Here is a 23,008-nt window from a genome sequence, read left to right on the forward strand (position 1 = left end):
GCTGCCCTTCAGTCCGCAGGCCTGGCTTGCGCCTGCCCGAGGTTGGCGGCGCCCAGGCAGTAGAACAGCCCGCCGCCGACGACGAACAGGCCCAGCATCCAGAAGATCGCCTGGGGTGGCTGGCTGGCCAGGACCAGGCCGCAGAGCATCGGCCCCAGGGCGCCGCCGAGGTTGGACAGGTTCTGTGCGCCGTAGTACAGCCCGCGCAGGTGCTCGGGGGCGATGCAGTCGATGAACATGTACTCGGCAGGGAAGACGATGATTTCGCCCAGGGTGAACACGGCCATGGCCAGTACCCACAGCGCCAGGCTGCTGGCCATGGCGAAGCCGCCGATGCCCAGCAGGAACAGGCCCAGGCCCGTGGCCAGCCACAGGTTCAGGTGCTGGCGCAGGATGCGTCGGCCAATGGCGTACTGCAGGCAGATCACCAGCAGCGCGTTGGTGGCCACCAGGGTGCTGATGGTGGTGTAGGCAACCTCAGCCGAGGTGGTGATCACCAGGTACTGCGACAGGTAGGCCGAGAACTGGCCGAAGACCACGGCGCTGAGCAGGCCGCCCAGGGTGAAGCAGACCAGGCGGTAGTCCGCCAGCAATTGCTTGCCCAGGGCCAGGAACGCCAGGGGGGGCTGGGTGGGTTCAGTGACGAGCGGGACTCGCTCGCCCCGGGCGAGGTACAGGCAGAAGAACCCGCCACCCAAGGCCGCGGACAGCACGAAGGGCAGGCTAATATCCAGCTTGGCCAGCCCGGCGCCGAGGAACGGGCCGATCGCGTAACCGATGTTGGTCAGGGTGTATTTGATGGAAAATCCGGTGCTGCGCTGGTTTTCCGGGAGCTGCCGGGCCAGGCCGGCCTTGATGGCGATATCGAACACCGCGTAGGCCAGGTTGATCGCCAGCAGGCACAGGTAGAACGACCAGAGGCTGCGAGCGGCGAAGCTACCGACGAAGCCCAGGGTGAACACCGCGCAGCAGTACAGGACCAACCGATGGTTGGCCATCCTGTCCACCAGGAAACCGCCATAGAGGCTCAACACCGATCCGATGATCAGGCTGCTGCCCAGCACCAGGCCGATTTCGGCGACATCCAGCTGGAAGCTGCCTGCCAGGTAGATCACCAGGTAGGGCAGGGTCACCGCCCGGGCGAGGGTCAGCAGCAGGGTACCGGCCAACAACAGGTTGAGGGCCGCCGGATAGTGTTTCAGGGTGCGCAGCATCTGTGCCTCTGCAGTGATACCGATGGAGGGCTGATCAGCTTACTGGGGAATCTGGTTCTGTTTTATGATGCTTTTTATCGACTGAGGTGAATCAGATTCATTAATAGACAGGATGCCGAATGTTTTCCTCCGAACGCTTGAAGGGTATCGACGTGTTTGTCTGCGTGGCCGACTGTGGCAGCTTCAAGGCGGCCGGCGAACGCTTGAACCTCACGGCGTCGGCCATCAGCAAGGCCGTCGCTCGCTTGGAAGCGCGGCTGCAGGCGCGATTGTTCCGGCGTACCACCCGCAGCCTGGCCCTGACCGATGCCGGCCTGGCGTTCTACCGCACTTGCAGTGGCGTGCTGGCCGAACTGGAAGAGGCCGAGCTCGAGTTGCAGGCGCAACGGCATGAGCTGCGCGGCAAGCTGCGCATCGACCTGCCGGGGGCATTCGGCCGGGCCCGGGTCCTGGGGCCGATTCTCGAATTTGCCCGGGAGCATCCGCAGTTGCAGCCCCATGTGACCTTCTCCGAGCATCTGGCCAATCCCATTGAGGCCGGGGTCGATATCGCCGTGCGCCTGGGTGGCCCCGACCTGTGGCCGGCGGAGCTTGGGCATCGGCACCTGGGAACCGAGCAATACCTGTTCTGTGCCGCCCCGGGTTACCTGGCGCAACGTGGCGAACCAGCGGTCATCGCCGACCTGGAGCGGCACCAGTGCATCGCCTATGGCTGGGCGGATGGGCGCGTGCATCCCTGGAGCTTCGCCACCGGCGAGCCGGGGCAGATCGAGCGCCGGTCGGTTGCCGCCAGTTGCGTGGTGGGTGCGGGGGAGGGCTTGCTGATGGCGGTGCTGGGCGGCTATGGCATCGCCCACCTGCCGTCGTGGCTGGTCAAGCGCCAACTGCAGGATGGCAGCCTGGTGGAAGTCTTGCCGCATTTGGCGACCCGGGGGCAGACGATCAACCTGCTATGGATGAAGAGCCGGCAGGGATTGCCCAAGGTCAACGCGATGCTGGAGTTCCTGGCGCGAAGCCTGGAGGAATGAACAACGAGGAAGAAAAATGGCAGGGGCGGCTGGATTCGAACCAACGCATGGCAGGATCAAAACCTGCTGCCTTACCGCTTGGCGACGCCCCTGTAGCTGTTGCGACGTTACTTGCTTGAAGTGCCGGTCCGGGGAGGACCGCTGCAAGAACGGGCGCAAATTTAACAACTCACCGGCGGTTTGGGAAGCCCCCAGCGCAAAAAAAATCGGTTTGAAAACAGCTGCTTAGTCCAGTACGGGAGTTTTTTCCCCGCTTGACACTCAATCGACGAGGTAGGCGTCCTGGGTGTCCTGCAGCGGCCGGGCGTGCTCCAGGGCCCGGCGAATGGCAATGAGCTCCGCGCCCGCGAGCACTCGCCGACCCCATTCGTAAGTATTCCCGCCAGGGCCAAGGTGCACCGATAACAACCCGCTGACCTGGTCACCGATGATCTCCAGGATCATCTCCAGCATGCCTTCGTTGCCGTTGGCGGCGCTCAGGCAGGTCAGTCCGCCGACGTCGGCGCGCCCGCAGCCATGGGCTTCATCCCAGCTCAGGCAAGCGCCCTGCGGCCTGCCGATGCGCGGCAGGCTCCAGGCCTGCTGGTCCAGCGGCTGGGCCTTGAGGGCCGCCAGCAGCGGGGTGCGGGCCAGGACCTGCAAGGCAAAGCGCTGCCGGCCCCGATGCAGGTCATGCATCGGCTGGCCGGGTGACTGCCGCGGCCCGCTGACCCTGGCCCGCAGCAAATGGCTGTGGGCCAGTTCCGAAGGTTGTTCGCTCCAGCCGTTGATATCGCTCACGGGTGGGTGCCAGATCAACTGCAGGGTCTCACCGACCATCAGCCGATCCTCCGGTTCGAAGAACGCCGAGATGCCCTGGCCCACTTGCGGCAGCAGGTCGCGCAGGCTCAAGGTCGCGGCGCCATAGTCGATGCCCAGGTCCGGGGACCAGAACAGCGGGGAGCAGGTTTTCAGCGGGGCGGGCATGGGCGGTTCGATCCTGGGGACGGGCAGGGGATTGTTCGGCAGCACAGGCGGCTTGTCACCTGCTTCGCTCCTGGCGCGGGCATGGCTGACTCAATCGGCTACACCCAATGGCTCGATGCGACCGTGACAGCCGGCAGCCGCGCCCTAGTATAGGGAGCCTTACGCAAGACTTATAAGAACAGCACAAGGACATACGCATGCGACGCTGGAATGGCTGGGGGGATGCATCCACGGTGGTCGAATTGCCGGCCGAAGGCGCGGGCTTTCTCGCCGAGCGCCTGGGGCCGGGATTCAGGTTGCCGGAAGCTTCCCTGGAACAGGCCCTGGCCCGGGTGCCGGCATCGCGCTTGCCGGCCCATCCGCTGTACAGCATCGAACCCCAGGAGCGGCTGTTACACGCCCGGGGCCAGAGCCTGGCGGACTGGCTGGCGTTGCGTGAAGGCGAGCTGGGGGTCTATCCGGATGCGGTGGCGTTTCCGGAAAGCGCCGGGCAGATTCGCCAATTGCTGGCCCTGGCCGAGGAACGCGACCTGTGCCTGATTCCCTATGGCGGCGGCACCTCGGTGGCCGGCCATATCAACCCGGCCTGGTCCGAGCGACCGGTGCTGACGGTGTCCCTGGCGCGCATGAGCCGCCTGCTGGACCTGGACGAAGACAGCCTGCTGGCCACCTTCGGCCCCGGCGCCAGCGGCCCCCAGGTGGAGAGCCAGTTGCGCGCCCGAGGCTACACCCTCGGGCACTTCCCGCAGTCCTGGGAGCTGTCGACCCTTGGCGGTTGGGTCGCCAGCCGTTCCAGCGGCCAGCAGTCGCTGCGCTACGGGCGCATCGAGCAATTGTTCGCCGGCGGCACCCTGGAGACCTTCGCCGGGCCGATGCCGATCGCCACCTTCCCGGCCTCCGCCGCCGGCCCCGACCTGCGTGAAGTGGTGCTGGGCAGCGAAGGGCGCTTCGGGATCATTTCCGAGGTCAAGGTGCGGGTCAGCCGCTTGCCGGACGACGAGCGTTTCTACGGGGTGTTCCTGCCGGACTGGACCCAGGCCCTGCAGGCCGTGCGAGTCCTGGCCCAGGCCCGGGTGCCGTTGTCGATGCTGCGCCTGTCCAACGCCGTGGAGACCGAGACGCAACTGGCCCTGGCCGGCCACCCGACACAGATCGCCTGGCTGGAAAAGTACCTGGCGCTGCGGGGCGCGGGCCAGGGCAAGTGCCTGTTGACCTTCGGCGTGACCGGCAATCGCCGGCAGAACGCCTTGTCCCTGCGCCAGGCGCGCCAGCATTTGAAGGTCTTTGGCGGGGTATTCACCGGCACCCTGCTGGGCAAGAAGTGGGCGCAGAACCGCTTCCGTTTCCCCTACCTGCGCGAAAGCCTGTGGAACGCCGGCTACCTGGTGGACACCCTGGAAACCGCTACCGACTGGAGCAACGTCGATGCTTTGCTGCAACGCATCGAGGACAGCCTGCGCGACGGCCTGGCCGCGGAGGGCGAGCAGGTGCATGTGTTCACCCACCTGTCCCACGTCTATGGCGAAGGCTCGAGCATCTACACCACCTACGTGTTCCGTCCGGACCGGCAGTACCCGGCGACCCTGGCCCGCTGGCAGGCGCTCAAGCACGCTGCCAGCCAGACCATCGTCAATCACCACGGCACCATCAGCCACCAGCACGGGGTGGGCAAGGACCACGCGCCGTACCTGTTGCGGGAAAAGGGTCCGCTGGCCATTGATGCGCTGCAGGCCCTGAGTCGCCACTTCGACCCGGCCGGGCGCCTCAATCCCGGCACCTTGCTGGAGCAGTGAGCCATGAACCAGGACTGGAATGCCCAGTGGCGCCAGCAGGCGCTGCCCAGGTTGGCGACTCAACCCTGGGACCTGATCGTGATCGGCGGCGGCATCAGCGGCGCCGGGATCCTGCGTGAGGCGGCCCGGCGTGGTTGGCGCTGCCTGCTGCTGGAACAGCGGGACTTTGCCTGGGGCACCTCCAGCCGTTCCTCGAAGATGGTCCATGGCGGTTTGCGCTACATCGCCAAGGGACAGTGGCGCCTGACCCGGGATTCGGTGCGCGAGCGCCAGCGCTTGTTGCAGGAGGCTCCCGGCTTGGTCGAGCCCATGGGTTTCCTGATGCCCCATTACCGTGGCCAGTTCCCCGGCCCACGGGTGTTCGGCGGTCTGCTGAGCCTCTATGACGCCCTGGCCGGGCGGCGCAACCACAGGTTCCACGATGCTGGGCAGTTGCCGTTCCTGGTGCCGGGGGTGAAGACCCCGGGCTTGCTGGGTGGCACCTGTTTTCTCGATGCCTTGACCGACGATGCGCGGCTGGTGCTGCGGGTATTGGCCGAGGCCCGGGCCGATGGCGCCCTGGCGTTGAACGGCGTGCGGGTGACCGGTTTGTTGCGCGAGGAGGGGCGGGTCTGCGGGGTCGAGATCGACGACAGCGAAGGCGGTGCGCCACGCCAGCTGCGCTGCTCGGTCCTGGCGGTGGCCACGGGCGCCTGGGCCGAGCGCTTGCGGCCGGCGGATGCGGGGCGCCAGTTGCGGCCGTTGCGTGGCAGCCACCTGCTGTTGCCGGGCTGGCGCCTGCCGGTGGCCCATGCCTTGAGCTTCATGCATGCCGAGGACCGCCGACCGGTGTTCGTCTTTCCCTGGGAAGGCGCCACCGTGGTCGGCACCACCGACCTGGACCACCATGAAGACCTGGACTTGAGCGCCAGCATCAGCCAGCAGGAGCTGCATTACCTGCTGGCGGCCTGCGCCCAGCAGTTTCCCGAGGCGCGGATCGTCGCCGGCGACGTGCTTTCGACCTGGGCCGGGGTACGCCCGGTGGTGGCCGCTGGCGGCGCGGACTCCCAGGGCAAACCGTCCAACGAAACCCGCGAGCATGTGCTATGGCAGGAGCCGGGGTGCGTGACCCTGGCCGGTGGCAAGCTCACCACCTTCCGGCCCCAGGCCATCGAGGTGCTGGCCGCTTGTGGGGCGATGATCGGACGCAGTGTCAGCGACGACGGCGCCCCGGTGTTCGCCCCGGTGCCGGCGGTGGACATTCCCGGGCTCAGCGGCGCCCAGCTACGGCGCCTGGCCGGGCGCCATGGCCGTGACCTGCCGCGGCTGGCGCAGTTAGTGGAGCAGTTGGGCCACGAGTGCGTCGGCGCCAGCGACACCCTGTGGGCCGAACTGGCCTTTGCCGCCGAGGCGGAAATGGTCCTGCACCTGGACGACCTGCTGCTGCGCCGCACGCGCCTGGGCCTGCTGCTGGCCGAGGGCGGCGCCAGCTACCTGCCAGCCATCCGCAACCTGTGCCAGGAGCGCCTGGGCTGGAGCGACGCCCATTGGCAAGCCGAAGAACAGCGTTACCTCGCCCTGTGGCAACGCCACCACAGCTTGCCTCGCACTGACGCCTAACCAAGAGAGCCCCATGGATAATCACAACAATGAGCGGGACTACCTGCTGGCCATCGACAACGGAACCCAGAGCGTGCGCGCGCTGCTGTTCGACCTTGCGGGCAACCTGATCGGCAAGGGCAAGGTGGAACTGGAGGCCTACTACTCGACCCAGCCCGGTTGGGCCGAACAGGACCCGGACTACTACTGGGCCAAGCTCGGCGAAGCCTGCCAGATCCTCTGGCAGCAGACCGGCATCGACCGCTCGCAGATCCGCGGGGTGTCCCTGACCACCCAGCGCGGCACCCTGATCAACGTCGATGCCCAGGGGCGGGCGCTGCGCCCGGCGATCCTCTGGCTGGACCAGCGCCAGGCCGAGCTCGAGGGCAAGCTCAAGGGCCCCTGGAGCTGGTTGTTCAAGCTGATTGGCGCCGAGGCCACGGTGGATTACTTCCGCGCCCAGGCCGAAGCCAACTGGGTGGCGCAGAAACAGCCGGAGATCTGGGCCGCCACCGACAAGTTCCTGCTGCTGTCGGGGTTTCTCACCCATCGCCTGACCGGCCATTTCGTCGACTCGGTGGGGTGCTGCGTGGCCTACCTGCCGTTCGACTACAAGCGCCTGCGCTGGGCCGCCCCCAGCGATTGGAAATGGCAGGCCCTGGCGGTACGCCGCGAGCAACTGCCGACCCTGCACAAGCCTGGTGAAACCTTGGGCCGGATCACCGCCGAGGCCAGTCGCCACACCGGCATTCCCGAGGGCCTGCCGCTGATCGCCGCCGGTGCCGACAAGGCCTGCGAGGTGCTGGGCTCCGGGGTCCAGGATTCCACCACGGCCTGTGTCTCCTATGGCACCACGGCCACCATTACCACCACCCGCGCGCATTACCTGGAGGTGGTGCCGCTGATTCCGCCGTATCCGGCAGCGGTGCCGGACCACTACAACTGCGAGGTGATGATCTTCCGTGGCTACTGGATGGTCAGTTGGTTCAAGCAGCAGTTCGGCCTGCGCGAGGTGCAGCAGGCGGCGCAGCAGGGGCTGGAGCCGGAACAGTTGTTCGACGCCCTGGTCCAGGCGGTGCCCCCGGGGTCCATGGGCCTGACCCTGCAACCCTACTGGTCGCCGGGTATTCGCGAGCCGGGGATGGAGGCCAAGGGCGCGATGATCGGTTTCGGCGACGTGCATACCCGGGCGCATATCTACCGGGCGATCCTCGAGGGCCTGGCCTACGCCCTGCGCCAGGGCATGGAGCGCATGGAGAAACGCTCGAAGCTCAAGATCACCCGCCTGCGGGTGGCCGGTGGCGGTTCCCAGAGCGATGCGGCGATGCAACTGACCGCCGATATCTTCGGCCTGCCGGTGGAGCGTCCGCATGTCTACGAGGCCTCGGGGCTGGGCGCGGTGATCGCCTGTGCGGTGGGGTTGGGGCTGTACCCGGATTTCGCCACGGCCATCAGCGCCATGACCCGGGTCGGCGCGGTGTTCGAGCCCCAGCCCCAGGCCCGGCAGATGTACCAGCGACTGTACAGCCAGGTGTACCTGCGCATGTACCGCCAGCTCAAGCCGTTGTACCAGAGCATCCGCCAGATCACCGGTTACCCGGCTTAGCGGAAGTGCCGGCCAGCGGCCAGGAGCGGGCGAACGCCTCCTGGGTAAAAAGTCCTCCCAGGCGCCAGGGCTGATCTATCGTGATCAAGGGGCAGGGCCCCTTCGACCACCCACGCCTGCGAGACGAGCATGAACCGCCAGGAAGCGCTGAACATCCTGTGGCAACGACTGTTCCTCATCTTTGTGCTGCTATTGGCGGCGTCCCTGGTGTCGGTGGCCATGGCCGACGGCTATACCATTCCCTCGGTGGTGTTCATTGCCGGCAACATCGGCGGCTATGTCGGCTTTCACCGCCAGCTTTCCAGCCTCAGCGACGAGCAGATCATCGGCTTGTGCAGTTCCTGGTTCAGCCTGGTACTGCCGTCGTTCATCGGCGGCATCCTCGCCGGCCTGCTGTATATCCTGTTCATCTCCGGGGTGGTGCAAGGGGAGCTGTTTCCAACGATCGTTGCCGATCAAACCTGTGGCTATCGCGAGAACAGCTTCTACGTGATCTTCTGCCAGCACGCCGGTGGTTATGCCGCCTACGCCAAGCTCTTGTTCTGGTCCTTTGTCGCGGGGTTCAACCAGAACTACGTGGTGGACCTGATCGATAACATCAAGGGCAGCCAGAAGACGGAGAATCAGCCATGAATGAACAGCGCCAAGGGCCGGCGTCGTACTTCCCTTCCATTGAAAAGAACTACGGCCAGGAAAAGAAATACGGCCACTGGCTGGAGTTGCTGGCAAGGGGCGGCGGCAAGAAACACATGGAGCTGGTGGCCTGGCTCAAGACCGAACATGGCATGGGCCATGGCCACGCCAATGCCCTGGTGGCGCACTTCCTGGCGGGCACCCAGGACCGCTAGTCCCCCCGCGTGCCTTTCTGTGAACGCCTGACTGCCGACATCCGCTTTCCTGGCGAAATAAGCCAAATTCCTCTGTGTTCTCTTCGTTCTTTCCTGCGTCGCACCTTGCATTGCTCTCTTTTTGCCTGTCGGAGTTTTCTCGATGTCTGCGCCAAAATCCTTGCCCACGGCCCTGTTGGGCCTGGCCCTGGCCTGCCCGGCGTTTGCCGAAACCCGTGCCGTGGAGCTGGCTCCGGCGCAGGTCCTGGGACAAGGCCAGGAGGACGCCGGGCAGGGGGCTGAAGAATCCCGGGCGCAGCTGGCCCAGGTTCCCGGCGGAAGCAACCTGGTGCAGATGAGCCGGCCATTGCAGGGCCGGGTGGCCAGCAACCAGGACGTGCTGGCCTACCAGCCCGGGGTCTATGCCCAGTCCGCGGGCAACGAGGGGGTGAAGATCTCGATCCGTGGCTCGGGCATCAACCGTGCCCCCGGGGCCCACGCCTCGGGGCTCTACACCCTGCTCGACGGCCTGCCCCTGAGCGGCCCTGGCGGAACCCCCTACGAGCTGCTGGAGCCCCTGTGGGTCGACCGGGTGGAGGTGCTGCGCGGGGCCAACGGCTTCGACCGTGGCGCCCTGGCCCTGGGCGGCGCCATCGACTACATCAGCCATACCGGCTACGACGCGCCGCTGTTGCAGGTGCGCTACGCCACCGGCAGCCACGGCTACCAGCAGCGCCAGGTCAGTTCCGGGCAAGTGCTGGGGGACTTCGACTACTACGTCTCGCTGACCGATTCCAACGCCGACGGCTACCAGCGCCATACCGCCAGCGACAGCCGGGGAGTGGTGGCCAACTTCGGCTATCGCTTGAACCCGAACCTGGAAACCCGTTTCTACCTGCGCTACCGGCAGACCGACAACGACCTGGCCGGGCGGGTGACCAAGCATTCCATCGAACATTCCCCCCGGGCGGCCAACCCTGCCTATGTGTCCCGGGACGACCGGCGCAAGCAGCCGGGCAGCACCTTCGTCGGCAACAAGACCACCTGGTACATCGATGACGATTCGAGCCTGCAGGCCGGCCTGGTCTACCACGACTACCCCATGGACCTGCGCGAAGGCCCCAACCGCCTGAAGGTGGCGTATAGCGATGTCAGCGGCACCCTCGACTACAAGCGCCGCGACACCCTCTGGGGCCTGGAGAGCCGCAGCACCCTGGGCCTGCGGGTGACCAAGCACCTGCCCAACGACGGCGCCAGCGAGTTCGTGCGTATCCCCACTGGCACTACCAGTGGTTACGCACCGGGCACGCGGATGCGCAATTTCACCTACCAGGGTTCGGACAGCGTCCTGCATTTCAGCAATGATCTGGAGATCGCCGACGACCTCTGGCTGACCACCGGCCTGGCGGCCATCTACACCCGCCGCGAGAGCGCGGTGACCTATCCCGAGGGCGGCGGCAAGACCAGCCTCGGCGACTGGGACTATGCCCCGCGCCTGGGCCTGCGCTACCAGTTGAACCGCGATGTGCAGCTGTTCGGCAACCTCAGCCGTTCGGTGGAGGCGCCGCATCCCTGGTCGCTGATCTATAGCTCCAACCTGCGCTTCCCGACCGGCAGCGGCGCCGCCACGGGAACCCAGCGCGATCCGATCAAGCTGCAAAACCAGACCGCCACCACCCTGGAACTGGGCGGCCGGGGCGACAGCGCCCTGGGCCAGTGGAGCCTGGCCTGGTACTACGCCCAGGTTCGCCATGAACTGTTGTCGGTATGGCCGGAGTCCAGCGCCACCATGCCTTATGAACTCAACGCCAGCCCCACGGTGCACCAGGGGGTGGAGGCCAGCCTGGAGAGCGAGCTGTGGTCGCGGCCCGGGGTGGGGCGCCTGGGCCTGCGCCAGGCCTATACCTTCAGCGACTTCCACTACCGCGACGATCCACGTTTTGGCGGTAACCGCCTGCCGGGTCTGCCGATGCACTACTACCAGGGCGAGTTGCGCTACGACTGGCCGCAGGGCTTCTTCGCCGCCGTCAACACCCAGCTGGTGTCCAAGGTGGCGGTGGACTACGCCAACAGCTACTACGCCGACCCCTATGCGCTGTTCGGCGCGACCCTGGGCTACAACGCGCCGAAGAACGACTGGCAGGCCTGGGTCGACCTGCGCAACCTGACCGGCCAGCGCTATGCCGCCACCGTTACCCCGGGCTACGACGACAAGGGCCAGGATGCCGCCCGTTCGACCCCGGGCGAAGGCCTGGGGGTGTATGTCGGAATGTCCTGGAGCCTGCGCTAGGGCCGATGGTTGGGCCGGGCGCGACGGCGCGCGGTGTCAGTTGCGAAAGTACAGCTCGTCCAGTTGCCGCCGGCGTATCGCCAGGTACTCCTCCCAGACCTTGGGGAAGTCCTCGTCCCGGGTCAGGGGGAAGGTCAGGTAGATGAACTGGCCAGCCACCCGGATGTACTGGCGCTCACGCTTGAAGGCCGGTTGTTCGCAGACCGAGACGCTTTCATCGTAGCCGGGGTGGTGGTGATGGATGCGCACCCGGTGCGGGGCAAGCATGGAACGGGTGAAGTCCAGCACCCAGCCCTGGTCCGGCCCCATGGCCAGGTAGCCCTGGGTGCCGTCCTCGCAGAGGCTGATGCAGGAGCGGGCCTGGGCGCCATCTTCGTCGTTGACCAGCACGATCTGGCTGTCGAAGTAACCGATGCGCTGTTGCCCGGGGCCTTCCAAGAGTAGGCTCCAGCCTTCGGCGCCCATGCGAAATTCGCCACGGTAGGTGAACCGGGCCGTCCAGCCGTTGGCCAGGGGAACAGGGTGGTCGTTCATCGGTGTCCTAGGGGAAAAAGGGTCGGCAGTAGGGTACAGGGCGCCAGCGAGGTTTGACGAGGCTGGACTGTTGGTGCCGGGGGGCATCCCTTGGCATGGCCGCCGTGCAATTTCAGGAGAACCACCCTGCCCGCAGGGGACCTGCAACGGATCTACGACTTGCTGGCCGGATTGCTGCGAGCGATCCAGGGCGGCGCGCCCGGGGCTCTGGCGCAGTACGGCATCAGTGCCGCGATTTATGAGGAAATGCTCGAGGAACTCGAGGCGGGCGCGGCCTGCCTGGCCAGTCTTGCGCTGCCCGCCTGGGAGAGGGCGCTGACGCCCGACAGGAGCGGGCGAGTGGACTTCGACTGCTACCCGACCCAGGAACCGGGCACGCTGCGAATGACATGCCGGTTGTGGTCCGCGGGCCGGCCCGGCGAGCTGAGCCTGACGGTCGACTATTGCCCGGGCCAGGCCGCTTCGCCGCTGCAGTTCAGGCTGCTGGAGGTGCAGTAGCCGCCACGGCTCAAGGTCGTGTTCGATAAGGCTATCTAGCTTGCCCCGAGTGCTTTACATTCGCCGCCCTGACGAATGGACGTCAGGCCAGGTGTGAGAGTTGATCGGGAGGATCAGGCCGTTATGCACAGATTTGCACACATGATCGATGACCAGTGGGTCGAGCACAGTTACCCGCCGGTCTTCCAGATCGCGCCCTTCAATGGCGGCGAGCGGGTGGTGGCCGGCGTGCCGGGGTCCGATCCGCAAGTGTTGCTCAGCCTGGCCCGTTGCCTCACCCAGCCGCTGCTGTTGTTGTTCGTGCTGCATACCAGCCGCGAGGGGGTGCCGGTAGGCCGCTACATGAGCCCGCCGTTGTCCCTGGCCGAGGTCGCGGACTTCATCGATGAGTTCAAGCCATTACTGTGTGGCGACAGTCGCTTCGATTTCTGGGTGCACTCGCCCGAAGACCAGGCCACGGTGGCCTGGGACCGGCACAACCTGATCTACGCCTATGGCCCGCTGGAGCGTTATGCCAGCGCGTTGTATGCCCTGGGTTTTGGCCTGGGCGAAGCGCAGATGCCGGTGCCCCATATGCATTACTACCATCCGCAGCTGGATGAGCTGTGCAGGCAGTTGATCGCGCGGTTCGACTGGCAGCATTCGCCGCTGCAGCCCGGGGATGAGCAGTGAGGCCTTGAGCGGGCAGGAATGAGGATCGGGGCCACGGCGGCCCCGATTGCGTTTTTTGCGTTACTGCACGGCCAGCTTGGGCGTGCGCGGCGGCACCAGGCGCTTGCTGCCAGTGGACTCGTAGGCCGAGGCCAGGCGCAGCAGGTTCGTGTCGTCATAGGCCCGGCCGGCGAAGGTCAGGCCCACCGGCATGCCGATGTCCGCCATCACGCCCATGGGCACGGTGACGGTGGGCACGCCCAGGTGGCGGATGGCGAGGTTGCCGTTGGCCACCCAGATACCGTTGCTCCAGGCGATGTCGGCCGACTCGGGGTTGATGTCGGCATCCGCCGGGCCGACGTCGGCGACGGTGGGGAACAGCACCGCGTCCAGCCCTTGGGCGTCCATCCAGTCTTCCAGGTCGAGCTTGCGGGTCTGCTCCAGGCCGCGCAGGCCGTCGGCCAGGGTTGGGATCTGGTCCCAGGTCTTGAGGCCGCGCTTGGCCATGTTGACGTACTCGTCCATGCCCGCCGCCAGTTCATCCTCGCGGTTGGGCAGGGTGCCCGGGTCGTGGGGGAAGATCCGCGGCCCGTCGACATCGGCCAGGCGGTTGAGCTTGGGATCGTCGTTGGCCCGCAGGAAGTCGTCGAAGGCCCAGCCCGAGAGTTCCCACAGCTCGTCATGAAGGAATTCCTTGCTGACGATGCCGCGATTGAACACGGTGGGCGCGCCGGGGCGGTCGCCTTCGCAGTTGGACACCAGCGGGAAGTCCACTTCCAGCACCTCGGCGCCGGCAGCTTCCAGGGCCTGGCGTGCCTGGCGCCAGAGCTCGATGACCGACGCGCGGGTGACGATGCGCTGGCCAGTGGGGCCGCCGATTCCTGGCTTGGCGCTGGTGCCGGCCTCGGGGTCGGCATTGATGTACATGCGCGGCACGCCGAAGCGCTTGCCCTTGAGGGCGCTGGCGTCGGCCGCCAGTTGCGGGTAGGAAACGGGGCGCACGCTGGCCACGGCGGGGATCGGCACCCAGGGCTGCAGGCGCCATAGGTCGCCGCGTTTATCCGGGTCTTCGGCGACCACCACGTCCAGCACTTCCAGCAGGTCGGCCATGGTCCGGGCGTACGGCACCACCACGTCCATGGTCGGGGTCAGCGGCCAGTTGCCGCGTACCGAGATCACCCCGCGCGAGGGGGTGTAGGCGCAGAGACCGTTGTTGGAGGCCGGGCCACGGCCGCTGGACCAGGTCTCCTCGGCCAGGCCGAAGGCACTGAAGCTGGCGGCGGTGGCGGTGCCGGCGCCGTTGGACGAGCCAGAGGCGAAGGGCGCGGTCAGGTACTGGGCGTTGTAGGGGCTTTCGGCGCGGCCATAGACCCCGCGCTGCATACCGCCGTTGGCCATGGGCGGCATGTTGGTCTTGCCCAGGCAGATGGCGCCGCCGGCGCGCAGGCGCTCGATGGTGAAGGCGTCGCGCTGGGCCACCAGGTCCTTGAAGGCCGGGCTGCCGGAGGCGGCGGTCAGGCCCTTGACCAGGTAGCTGTCCTTGGCGGTGTAGGGGATGCCGTCCAGTGGCCCGAGGAGCTGGCCCCTGGCGCGGCGGGCATCAGAGGCTTGCGCTTCCTCCAGGGCCTGGGGATTGCGCACCACCACCGCGTTGAGGGCGGTGGCCGTGGCGGGGCCGTCGTAGGCATCGATCCGCGCCAGGTAGGCCTGGACCAGTTCCACGGCGGTGGTCTGGCCGGACTCGAGGGCGGCGCGCAGTTGGGCAATGGAGACTTCGGTGACTTCGATCATGCGGGTTCTCGTGGTACGGCTTGGCGCGGCAAGGGTTGAGTCGGGGCGCCAGTCAGTCAAGCGGGGTGATCCTTACAGGAGCGAAACTTGCTCGCGATGCTCGTGGACGGTAGCGCGTATTGACGGGATAAACCCAGCGCGCTGAAGTCCATCGCGGGCTAGCCTCGCTCCTACCCTTGCCTTGACTGATCGGCATTGGGGCTTGGGGGCCTTTTTAGCACCAAGTGTCCGTCAGCGGAATCTCCGCTCGATCGCAGGTGCGCACGTTGGGCCAAAAGGCCGGGTCATCTGGCGTGTGGGTCGATATGGGCCTTGACCCGCCAGTCATCCTGGCCGGCCTGGGGGATCGGCTCGCCGACAAAACGATAGCTGCCCAGGGCCTGGAGGATGGTTTGGTCCAGGGGCGTATCGCCAGAGCTTTCCAGCAGCTTGAGCCGCGGTTCAGCGGAGCCGGGCACGAACCGCACCTCGACCACGGCTGGCTTCACATCAGGTCCGAGCTTGAGCTTGCCGAGCGTTCGATGCTGGAGCAGTCGGAGCTTGCGGCTGAGCCGGCTCCTGGCTGAGGCGGTCCAGACCTGGTTGTACCGCGCTTGCTGCTCGGCATTGAGCTCCAGGCCATGGCCACGCAGCCGGTCGATGCCTTTCCAGGCATCATCGCCGCTCTGCTTGAGAACGCTGAAGTACAACTGCTGCGCCCCCGGAAGGTCTTGTGGGCCACCTTTGCCTTCCTCCATCAACCTGGCCAGGGCCAGGGCACTTTCCCTGCTCCCGGCCGCCGCGGCACGCTGGTAGTGATCCCTGGCCCGGAGGTAGTCGGCCTCTTGTTCGTCCAGGCGCCCGAGATGGTAGTAGGCTCCGGGATTGGCTTGGGTTTGCGAGAGATACAAGGCTCTGGCCCGGGCCGTATCCTGCACGACTCCATGACCGCGTTCGTACAGGGTGGCGAGCAGGGTCTGGCACATCGGGTTGCCGGCTTCGCCCTGGCGGCGGATATAGTCGAGCATCTCCCGCGAGAGGGACTCCTGGTCGCGGTAGTGCCAGCAGCGCAGGCCGACCATGGCGTCGGTCTGCGCGCTGGTGTCGCTCTGGCAGCCGCCGAGCAGGCTGCCGAGCAGCAGTAAGGCAAGGATCTTGTTCATGGCAGGCTTCGATTGAATACGCCCAGGTAGTCCAGGGTCTTGGTGCCCTGCCGGGGAGGTGGCTGGTCATCCAGCGCGGCGCTGGCGACCAGGATGAAGTGGCTATGGTCGCTGGCGACCTGCGAGTGCAGCCGCTGGCGCTCGACGTCGCTGTGGATCAGCGACTCCATGTAGTGGGGGTGCTCTTCCCGGGGCAGCAGTTCGATGAAATCCGAATCCAGGTGCCGCTCCAGCTCTTGCGCCAGGCGCCAGGTCGGGTTGTGGTCTTCCCAGGCCTGGTACTGGGCAGCACTGGCCTCGGGGCCAGGTTCGGCTTCCCATTGTTCGAAGGCGAACAGCTCGGCCTCGGCGTGGCTGGCGAAGCGGGCGGCGAACAGATGGAAGGTGAAGTACGGATAATGCTCCGGCACTGGCTAGGCTCCTGGTCGGTTCAGATCACGCTGGCGCGTTGCAGATGGCTCACGTGCCCCAGGCCCGAGGCATCCAGGCGCGCCACCAGATCCGCCCGGGCCTGGGCGCCGCCATTGCGCACGTAGTCCAGTTCCGAGGCGGTGATCAGCACCACCGGTACCAGGAACACCGGCGACAGCGGCATGTCGGCCACGGTGGTGGGGAAGCTGGCCGTGGGACCGCCGATCAGCACGCCGGCGCAGTCATCGGCGCTGACGAAATGCGCCGGCAATTGTTCGCTCATGGCGCGGGACTCGCTGACCCCGGGCAACTCCAGGGACAGCACGCCATGACGTTCCAGGCGCGAGCGATAGCCACCGGCATCGGCCACCGTCGCCGCCACGCAGCGCAGCAGTTCGAAGCACCAGCTGGCCGCGAAGGGATGCACGTGGCCCAGTGGCCCCTGGGCGTGGGCGGGGATGTCCGGGGTATCGATGAACAGCTCCATTTCGAAGCCGTTGCCCAGGACTTCGCCCTCGACGCCATCGAACGGATCGGACAGGCCCTCGGTGGCCAGGATGATGCTGTGGGGCCGACGCACGACGCGATAGGCCTGGCGAGTGGAGGGCCAGTGGGGGCCCCCCATGAAGCTTGGACTGATGGCGAAGCCCAGCACATCCTGTTCGCAGGTTCCGATGCCTTGCCAATGGCGGTCCAGGCAGGCGGTGCCAGCGTCGAGCAGGGCGATCAGTGCCTGCTCCTCGGCGCTGGGCTCATGAGGCGTCGGGGCCAGGCTGGAGCCTTCGGGTTCGCTCTGGGGTTGGGCTTCTTGGCGAGTGGCGACAGGTGGCTTGAAGGCGCTGAGCAGTTTGTGCAGGAGATTCAACGGGCGGTCCTTGCTGGCATGGGAGTGGTTCGAGGGCGCTGGCCGGGGCGCATTGTGCCGGGTTGGGGAGGGCGTGTGAACCGTTCGGCATAGGCTTGTGCTCCTGGCGCCTGGCAAACGAGAATGCGCCCCCGATCAAGCACAGGTGTATCTGATGCGTTATCCGAAGAAGCTCAGCCCGGAATTTTCCGGAGCCTTGCGCACGTTCAGTTTCTGGGTGGCCAATGGCACCCTGGGCCATCCGTTGCTGGAGGGCATCGACTACCGTGCCTGCATGGTAGAGGAGCCGAGCATGCTGGAAGTCGCCTATGCGATCTTCGCCAATGTCCTGGAGCTGGACGAGCAGGGCGTACCGGTCAATGCCAAATATGCCGAGTACCGGGCCGCCCAGCACATCCGCCAGTACTGTGATCCGCACTATCAGGCCCGGCCCGCGTTCGAGGAATGGGAGGTGGAGTTGTTCGGTCCACCGGACAGGAACGACGCCAAACCATGGCCGCCCGGCGTCGCCTAGCGCCAGTCACCTGCACGCCCCCGATCGAACAGGGCCGCCATGGCGAGCTGCAGGTCGTTCGAGGCGTGAGCGCCAGGTTCAACCCGGAGCCGAAATATCCTGTTTGGGCATGCACAGGCGCGCGAACAGTTCGGACTGCGACTTGATCTTCAGTTTTGCGTAAATATTGCGGCGGTGAACCTTTATCGTCTCTGCCGAGAGGGAGAGTTTCCCCGCGATCTCTTTGCTGGAGAACCCGCTCAGCAACAACCGCAGCACGTCGCTTTCACGCGTGGTTATCTGTGTGCCCAGCTGGGTAATCGTTGCTGACCATGGGTGGAGTGCATGGACGCTTTTATCTACGTCGACCTCGAAGTGCATGCGCTGCTGCATGAGTGCCATGACCCACGGCTTGATGATGTCGAGCACGGTGATCTGGTTCTGATTGAAATGGCTACGGCTGCCAATTGAAATACACAATGTCCTCTCTGCATCGAGTTGGACGTTGTATTGCACTTCATCCACGGAAATATACTGCGCGAAGTATTCGTTGTAGTACTCGGTTTCAAAAAAGTACTCCGGCGCAATATCCAGAAGATGAAAGAAACCGCTTTGCGGGTTCTCTCGATTGGCTATGTAGAATGGGTCCAGCAGGTACAGTCCTTTGATATAGCGTTGAGTGAAGGCGTCGACTTCTTCTATATCCGCTACTTCAGGGAGGCTGACCACCTGAACGTGTTTGTCGCTAAAGATCAATACCACCCAGTTGTCGATTGGCACATGCTCATTCAATGTGCGCACCAGCGAACTCCAGAAGTCCGGGCGGTTCAACTGCGTGATCAGTTTTCCGATCGATCGATGCCAGGCCAGATTCTGAAGGTCGAGTGACATTTTCTACCCCTTTAGGGTTAACAAGTCGTAGGTAAAGGGTAAGTATTCGTAGGTATTTACTATTCGTTAACGACCGGTATATTCACTGCCGGGGTTCACGATAGCCATGAAGGCACGTCGTCTTGACAAGGATGTTGCATGAGAAAATCACATTTGCGAATCATTTTTTCGGCCGTGTTTCTCTGTGCAGGAATAAACACATCGGCGGCGGCTGCAGAGCCCGGAGTGTACCTGTACAACTGGTTCGGGCTCATTGCACCCCAGACTCCCAAGGAGTTCGAGCGCGAAGCAGGCGTCAGGATTCACATGGATGCATTTGACAGTGCCGAGATCATGCAGAGCAAGGTCATGGCCGGGCGTACGGGATATGACGTGGTCGTGGCAACCTCCAATGTGCTGCCAGGCCTGATCCAGGCGGGGGTACTGCAACCGCTGGATCGCAGTCAACTGGACAACTTGTCGCATATCGACCCTGATATCCTCGCCCAACTCGCCGTCAATGATCCTGGTAATCGTTATGCCGTACCCTATTTATGGGGTACTACCGGCATTGGTTACGATGTGGATAAAGTCAAAGCGGCATTGGGCGATGATGCTCCAGTCGATAGCTGGGACTTGATCTTCAAGGAAGAGAACATCAGCAAACTCCAATCCTGTGGCGTGGCAATGCTTGATTCTTCCAGCGAAATCATTTCGATTGCCCTGCATTACCTGGGATTACCCAGCAACAGTCGCAATCCGGACGATTATCAAAAAGCTCAAGAGTTACTGTTGAAGATCCGCCCTTACATCGTCTATTTCGATTCATCCAAAATCGATACCGATCTGGCGGACGGCAATATCTGTGCAGTAGTGGGTTGGGCCAATGGTGCACTTGCAGCGCAGGCGCTCAATGAAAAGAGCAACACCGGGCGCAGGATCACCTACAGCCTGCCTCGCGAAGGTGCACTGGTCTGGTCGGAAAATCTGGTAGTGCTGAAAGACGCTCCGCACCCCCGGGAAGCAATGGCGTTCATTAACTACATGATGCGGCCGGAAGTTATCGCCAAGACTTCAAACCACACGTTGTATCCGAATGCCAATAAAGATGCCGCCGAGTTCGTCGAGCAGAAGTTGCGAGACAATCCGTGGATCTATCCAGACAAAAAGACAGTAGCCACCCTGGTTCCCCTCGAACCGTTGCCGTTGAAGCTGGAACGAATTCGCACGCGAGTCTGGACCAAGGTCAAGAGCAGTATTTAACCGGACCTGGTGGTGCTGAACGGGTGGGGGCGGACGTGTCCCCCCGTGTTCCGCAATGAACCGTTGCGAGCCCCAAGCGTGAAGTTTCCTCGCCCCTCATTCTGATGTCTGGACACGCAGGCTCTTCGCAGCGGTCCTGGGCCGATGTGCCCGGTTTCTGACATTGCTGTCGGTGACAGTGTCAATCAACGCTTCATGCAGGAAGAGAACAGCGGATGTTCGTCCCAGCCAATCAGACCCATTTCAGTTTGACGATCGACGGCTTCGAGCACGATTTTCACGTGCTTGCCTTCTCTGGGGAGGAGGCGATCAGCAAGCCTTATTTCTTTACGGTGGAGCTTGTGGGCGGGCGGCCTGGAATGGATCTCCAGCGCCTTGTCGATGCCGAGGCTTTCCTGGCCTTCGACACCCGGGGCAACGGTGTTCATGGGCGGATCTACCACATTCAGCAAAATGCGGATCGCTACAACCTGGTGCTCGTACCGCATTTGTCCTACTTGCGCCACGGCGTCAACCGCAGGATCTATCAGCGGTTCCCAGTGCCGAAGATTATCGCCTTGATCCTGGAAGAGCACGGGATCCTGGGCGATGCCTATCGGCTTGAGTTGAAGGCGAGCTATCGCGCGCGCGATTACTGCACCCAGTACGACGAAACGGATTTGCACTTTATCCAGCGCTTGTGCGAGGAGGAGGGCATTCACTTCCACTTCCAGCACAGTGCCCAGGGCCATGTACTGGTGTTTGGGGATGACCAGGCGGTGTTTCCCCGTATTGGCTCGCCTGCGTCCTTTGGGCACGTGCGTGGCCGGGAGGCCGGCGGGTCGGTCGGGCCGACCCTGTTGCCCGCCGCGGAGCGCCGCTACTGGATCGATCGCCATGAAGGGCAAGGCGAACAACCGGGCCTGGCCAGTGGGCATGTCGTGGGCCTTTCTGGTTATCCGGGCCTGGAGTGCAACGATCTATGGCTACTGACCGAGGTCACCCATGAAGGCAAGCAGCCACAGGTGCCAAGAGACGATGCTGGCAGCGTCGTAGACGAGGACGGCTTGCTGGAGGGATACCGCAGCCGTTTCACGGTCCTTGCCTGCAACACGACCTACCGTCCTGTCCTGATCCACCGCAAACCCCAGGTGCCGGATCAGCGAGCTGTTGTGATCGCCCTGGATGAGCAGGAGAGGTTGTCGGGGCGGCCCCCGGAAAGGATCGAGGTCATGTTTCCCTGGGATCGCGAAGGCCGATTCGACGACAAGAGCCGTTGCTGGTTGTCGGGGGTGGCCAGCTGGGGCTGTGAACGGACGCCGCTGCGAGCAGGGGTTGAGGTCACGGTCACCTTTCCCGACAGCGACCCCGATCATCCGCTGATCAGCGGTTGCCGGTGTTGCCCAGAGGAGCTTGCGCCGTTCGCCGGTGCCTGGGCAAGGCCCAGGCGACAATGAACCGGGGGCCCGGGTCGACCTTGTGACCGGCTGCGTCAGATCTGCGCTCGGGGTGTTGCCGGCCGTCACCACCCGCTCTTCGGTCAAGCTCGCCCGCCTTGCCAGGGCGAGCATGCAGCGGGGGTATCTGTCGCTGACCCAGGGGGTTGCTGGCAGGCCGCAGTACGGCAGGGCTCCTGCCGCTCGATGGCAGTGGCGTCCTGGCCAGGCGGTGATTGATCAACCTGGCGTCACCGGGGCCTTGACGATGAACCGATTGGAAATCTTCGAGTAGCCAAAGGGCAGCAATTGGGGCTCGTGCTCCTTGAGCAGGTCATGCAGGGCCCGGGCTGTATCGGCGGCTGGCCAACCCTGGTCCTTGGCCTGGCGCACGACCTGGCACGATTGCGCGAACAGATGCTCGTAGGTGGGCGAATCCAGCGAGACGCAGCCCGGGAAGCGTGCAGCCTGGAGCGCCAGGTCGAACCGTGGGCCGTCGCCGTGCTGTTCCAGCTCGTCCAGCAGGCCCTTGAGGAACACGCAGCACAGGTTGGAGCCACTGAGCCAGACCCGATGCCAGACGTTCCACAGATGGAAGTCCTTGAATGCTTCGTATGAACAGGACACCAGTTGATCGTTGGTGCTCACCGCGTTCAGGCAATGCTGTTCCACCTCGATGAAATGCGCTCTTTGCCAATCGTCGTCGCGAGCGGCCTGGAGCACCTTGGGAGTCAATCGCAGGATCGACTCGAAGGTGGTGATCAGCCCCCTGGAGAACAGCGGATCGATGAAGCCCGCGGCTTGCGGGAGCAGGCAGAAGCGATCGCCGACGCACTGCGTGCTGCGATAGTTGATACGCGGCGCATAGATCCACTCCCGGGCGTTGACCGCGTCCTTGAAGTGCTCGGCGATGGCCGGATACTTTTTCAGCAGCTTGCGAAATTCGACCTCGGGAGACTCCGTGGGACGATACTTGGCGTGGTTGAACTGGAACCCGACGCTGCATAGCAGGTTGGTGCCCTGGGGGTGATTGTTGAAGGGAATGACCCACAGCCAGCCTTCTTCGAAGATGTGGTGCAGGGTGCTCTGGAACAGCTGGATGGGCGAGCGGCTGCGCGACAAAGGGGCCAGGGCGTCTTCGTAGCTCTTCACGTTGAGCATGTGGGTGAAGAACGAGCAGGTATCGGTCTCCAGGCCCTCGGTGGTGCGTACGCCCAGTTGGCGGGCGAGCGGGGCGCCCTGGGCAGCGGCATCGATGATGAATGACGCTTGCACGACCTGGTCGGCAGGCAACTTGACCTGTACCGCGCTGGCACCGAGTTCGATGCCCTCGATCCGGATGTTCTGCCTCAGCTCGGCACCGTACTTCAGGGCGATCAGCAGCGCGAAGGCATCGACGTCCTGGCGGAACAGGTGTGCTTCCGGGGCATCCAGCGAGGGCGCGACGAGGTGCTCGGGGGAAGAAGGCGTACCCTCCTGGTGCCAGGCGAAGCTGAACCCCAGCTTGAGCCCACAGGCGCTCGACCCAACGTGCTGGATGATCTTGTCCGGGCTCGAAAGGTACTCGATTTCCGGTATGCCGAAGCGCTGTGAGAGCAAGCGCAGCAGCAAGCCGCTTTCCGGCGTCATGGCTTCGCCGATGGAAAACCTGGGGTGCTGGGCTGCATCCAGCACCAGCACCTTCAAGCCGGATTTCGCCAGGACAGCCGCCGTCAGGGCGCCGCTGATCCCGCTTCCGATGATAATCACGTCGTACTTGTTCATCATGCTCGG

21 protein-coding genes and 1 tRNA gene are annotated in these 23,008 nt (G+C 64.6%); 12 read left to right on the plus strand and 10 right to left on the minus strand.

Translation table 11 applies throughout. The annotated features are described in order from the left end of the window. Nucleotides 1-8 precede the first annotated feature (8 nt). Nucleotides 9-1,214, minus strand: coding sequence for an MFS transporter (locus H7A76_RS12160; protein WP_185698702.1), 1,206 nt, complete (start codon nt 1,212-1,214; stop codon nt 9-11). A gap of 119 nt (nt 1,215-1,333) precedes the next feature. Here H7A76_RS12160 and H7A76_RS12165 point away from each other — a divergent pair, with 119 nt between their 5' ends. Beyond that, complete coding sequence (locus H7A76_RS12165; protein WP_185698703.1) at nt 1,334-2,242, plus strand: LysR family transcriptional regulator; 909 nt, start codon at nt 1,334-1,336, stop codon at nt 2,240-2,242. Nucleotides 2,243-2,259: 17 nt separating this feature from the next. Here H7A76_RS12165 and H7A76_RS12170 read toward each other — a convergent pair. Together H7A76_RS12170 and H7A76_RS12175 are read right to left on the minus strand one after the other, a co-directional pair. Continuing rightward, nucleotides 2,260-2,334, minus strand: a tRNA-Gln gene (locus tag H7A76_RS12170). A 169-nt stretch (nt 2,335-2,503) separates the two neighbouring features. Beyond that, entirely contained in the window at nt 2,504-3,208 is a 705-nt protein-coding gene (locus H7A76_RS12175; RefSeq protein WP_185698704.1) for a hypothetical protein, read from the minus strand. Between the two features lie 197 nt (nt 3,209-3,405). Between H7A76_RS12175 and H7A76_RS12180 the strand changes: the two genes are divergently transcribed. The 6 genes from H7A76_RS12180 to H7A76_RS12205 all read left to right on the plus strand — a co-directional run bounded on the left by H7A76_RS12180 (nt 3,406) and on the right by H7A76_RS12205 (nt 11,302). Further along, on the plus strand, nt 3,406-5,001 hold the full coding sequence (locus tag H7A76_RS12180) for an FAD-binding oxidoreductase (protein WP_185698705.1): 1,596 nt from the start codon (nt 3,406-3,408) through the stop codon (nt 4,999-5,001). Nucleotides 5,002-5,004: 3 nt separating this feature from the next. Then, the gene (locus H7A76_RS12185) at nt 5,005-6,600 is read left to right on the plus strand and encodes a glycerol-3-phosphate dehydrogenase/oxidase (protein ID WP_185698706.1); all 1,596 of its coding nucleotides are present in this window, start codon (nt 5,005-5,007) and stop codon (nt 6,598-6,600) included. 13 nt (nt 6,601-6,613) lie between these two features. After that, nucleotides 6,614-8,185, plus strand: a complete 1,572-nt coding sequence (locus H7A76_RS12190) for an FGGY-family carbohydrate kinase (protein WP_185698707.1) — start codon at nt 6,614-6,616, stop codon at nt 8,183-8,185. Between the two features lie 129 nt (nt 8,186-8,314). Beyond that, complete coding sequence (locus H7A76_RS12195) at nt 8,315-8,818, plus strand: hypothetical protein (protein ID WP_185698708.1); 504 nt, start codon at nt 8,315-8,317, stop codon at nt 8,816-8,818. Beyond that, nucleotides 8,815-9,033, plus strand: a complete 219-nt coding sequence (locus H7A76_RS12200) for a DUF4287 domain-containing protein (RefSeq protein WP_185698709.1) — start codon at nt 8,815-8,817, stop codon at nt 9,031-9,033. Before H7A76_RS12195 ends, H7A76_RS12200 begins: the two co-directional genes overlap by 4 nt. Nucleotides 9,034-9,175: 142 nt before the next feature. Then, nucleotides 9,176-11,302 (plus strand): TonB-dependent receptor domain-containing protein, encoded by a 2,127-nt coding sequence (locus tag H7A76_RS12205; RefSeq protein WP_185698710.1) that lies wholly within the window; start codon nt 9,176-9,178, stop codon nt 11,300-11,302. Between the two features lie 36 nt (nt 11,303-11,338). On the opposite strand, the gene H7A76_RS12210 is transcribed toward H7A76_RS12205, so the two are convergent. After that, on the minus strand, nt 11,339-11,836 hold the full coding sequence (locus tag H7A76_RS12210) for a hypothetical protein (RefSeq protein WP_185698711.1): 498 nt from the start codon (nt 11,834-11,836) through the stop codon (nt 11,339-11,341). A gap of 159 nt (nt 11,837-11,995) precedes the next feature. Between H7A76_RS12210 and H7A76_RS12215 the strand changes: the two genes are divergently transcribed. Both H7A76_RS12215 and H7A76_RS12220 read left to right on the plus strand, forming a co-directional pair. After that, nucleotides 11,996-12,334 carry a hypothetical protein gene (locus H7A76_RS12215; RefSeq protein ID WP_260497955.1) on the plus strand — a complete coding sequence of 113 codons (339 nt, stop codon included), beginning with the start codon at nt 11,996-11,998 and terminating at the stop codon, nt 12,332-12,334. Nucleotides 12,335-12,457: 123 nt separating this feature from the next. Continuing rightward, a complete protein-coding gene (locus H7A76_RS12220) occupies nt 12,458-13,006 on the plus strand; it encodes a hypothetical protein (RefSeq protein ID WP_260497956.1) in 549 nt (182 codons plus the stop codon). A gap of 60 nt (nt 13,007-13,066) precedes the next feature. Here H7A76_RS12220 and H7A76_RS12225 read toward each other — a convergent pair whose 3' ends face one another. From H7A76_RS12225 to H7A76_RS12240, 4 genes are all read right to left on the minus strand, one after another. After that, nucleotides 13,067-14,776: an amidase gene (locus tag H7A76_RS12225; RefSeq protein ID WP_185698712.1), complete on the minus strand. Its 1,710-nt coding sequence runs from the start codon at nt 14,774-14,776 to the stop codon at nt 13,067-13,069. A gap of 284 nt (nt 14,777-15,060) precedes the next feature. Continuing rightward, on the minus strand, nt 15,061-15,918 hold the full coding sequence (locus H7A76_RS12230) for a tetratricopeptide repeat protein (protein WP_185698713.1): 858 nt from the start codon (nt 15,916-15,918) through the stop codon (nt 15,061-15,063). Continuing rightward, nucleotides 15,915-16,328: a hypothetical protein gene (locus H7A76_RS12235; protein ID WP_185698714.1), complete on the minus strand. Its 414-nt coding sequence runs from the start codon at nt 16,326-16,328 to the stop codon at nt 15,915-15,917. The genes H7A76_RS12230 and H7A76_RS12235 overlap by 4 nt, the downstream gene beginning before the upstream one ends. 20 nt (nt 16,329-16,348) lie before the next feature. Then, the gene (locus H7A76_RS12240) at nt 16,349-17,194 is read right to left on the minus strand and encodes a suppressor of fused domain protein (RefSeq protein ID WP_185698715.1); all 846 of its coding nucleotides are present in this window, start codon (nt 17,192-17,194) and stop codon (nt 16,349-16,351) included. A 154-nt stretch (nt 17,195-17,348) separates the two neighbouring features. On the opposite strand from H7A76_RS12240, the gene H7A76_RS12245 reads away from it, so the two are divergent. After that, nucleotides 17,349-17,708, plus strand: a complete 360-nt coding sequence (locus tag H7A76_RS12245; RefSeq protein ID WP_185698716.1) for a hypothetical protein — start codon at nt 17,349-17,351, stop codon at nt 17,706-17,708. Between the two features lie 78 nt (nt 17,709-17,786). On the opposite strand, the gene H7A76_RS12250 is transcribed toward H7A76_RS12245, so the two are convergent. Further along, nucleotides 17,787-18,578, minus strand: coding sequence for a helix-turn-helix transcriptional regulator (locus H7A76_RS12250; RefSeq protein ID WP_185698717.1), 792 nt, complete (start codon nt 18,576-18,578; stop codon nt 17,787-17,789). A 138-nt stretch (nt 18,579-18,716) separates the two neighbouring features. Here H7A76_RS12250 and H7A76_RS12255 point away from each other — a divergent pair, with 138 nt between their 5' ends. After that, nucleotides 18,717-19,820, plus strand: a complete 1,104-nt coding sequence (locus H7A76_RS12255) for a polyamine ABC transporter substrate-binding protein (RefSeq protein ID WP_185698718.1) — start codon at nt 18,717-18,719, stop codon at nt 19,818-19,820. A gap of 215 nt (nt 19,821-20,035) precedes the next feature. After that, complete coding sequence (locus tag H7A76_RS12260) at nt 20,036-21,256, plus strand: contractile injection system protein, VgrG/Pvc8 family (protein ID WP_185698719.1); 1,221 nt, start codon at nt 20,036-20,038, stop codon at nt 21,254-21,256. A gap of 219 nt (nt 21,257-21,475) precedes the next feature. Here the strand turns inward: H7A76_RS12260 and H7A76_RS12265 are convergent, their stop codons facing one another. Continuing rightward, entirely contained in the window at nt 21,476-23,002 is a 1,527-nt protein-coding gene (locus tag H7A76_RS12265) for an NAD(P)/FAD-dependent oxidoreductase (protein WP_260497957.1), read from the minus strand. Nucleotides 23,003-23,008: the final 6 nt, after the last annotated feature.

The organism is Pseudomonas sp. MSSRFD41, from assembly GCF_014230245.1.
GTDB lineage: Bacteria > Pseudomonadota > Gammaproteobacteria > Pseudomonadales > Pseudomonadaceae > Aquipseudomonas > Aquipseudomonas piscis.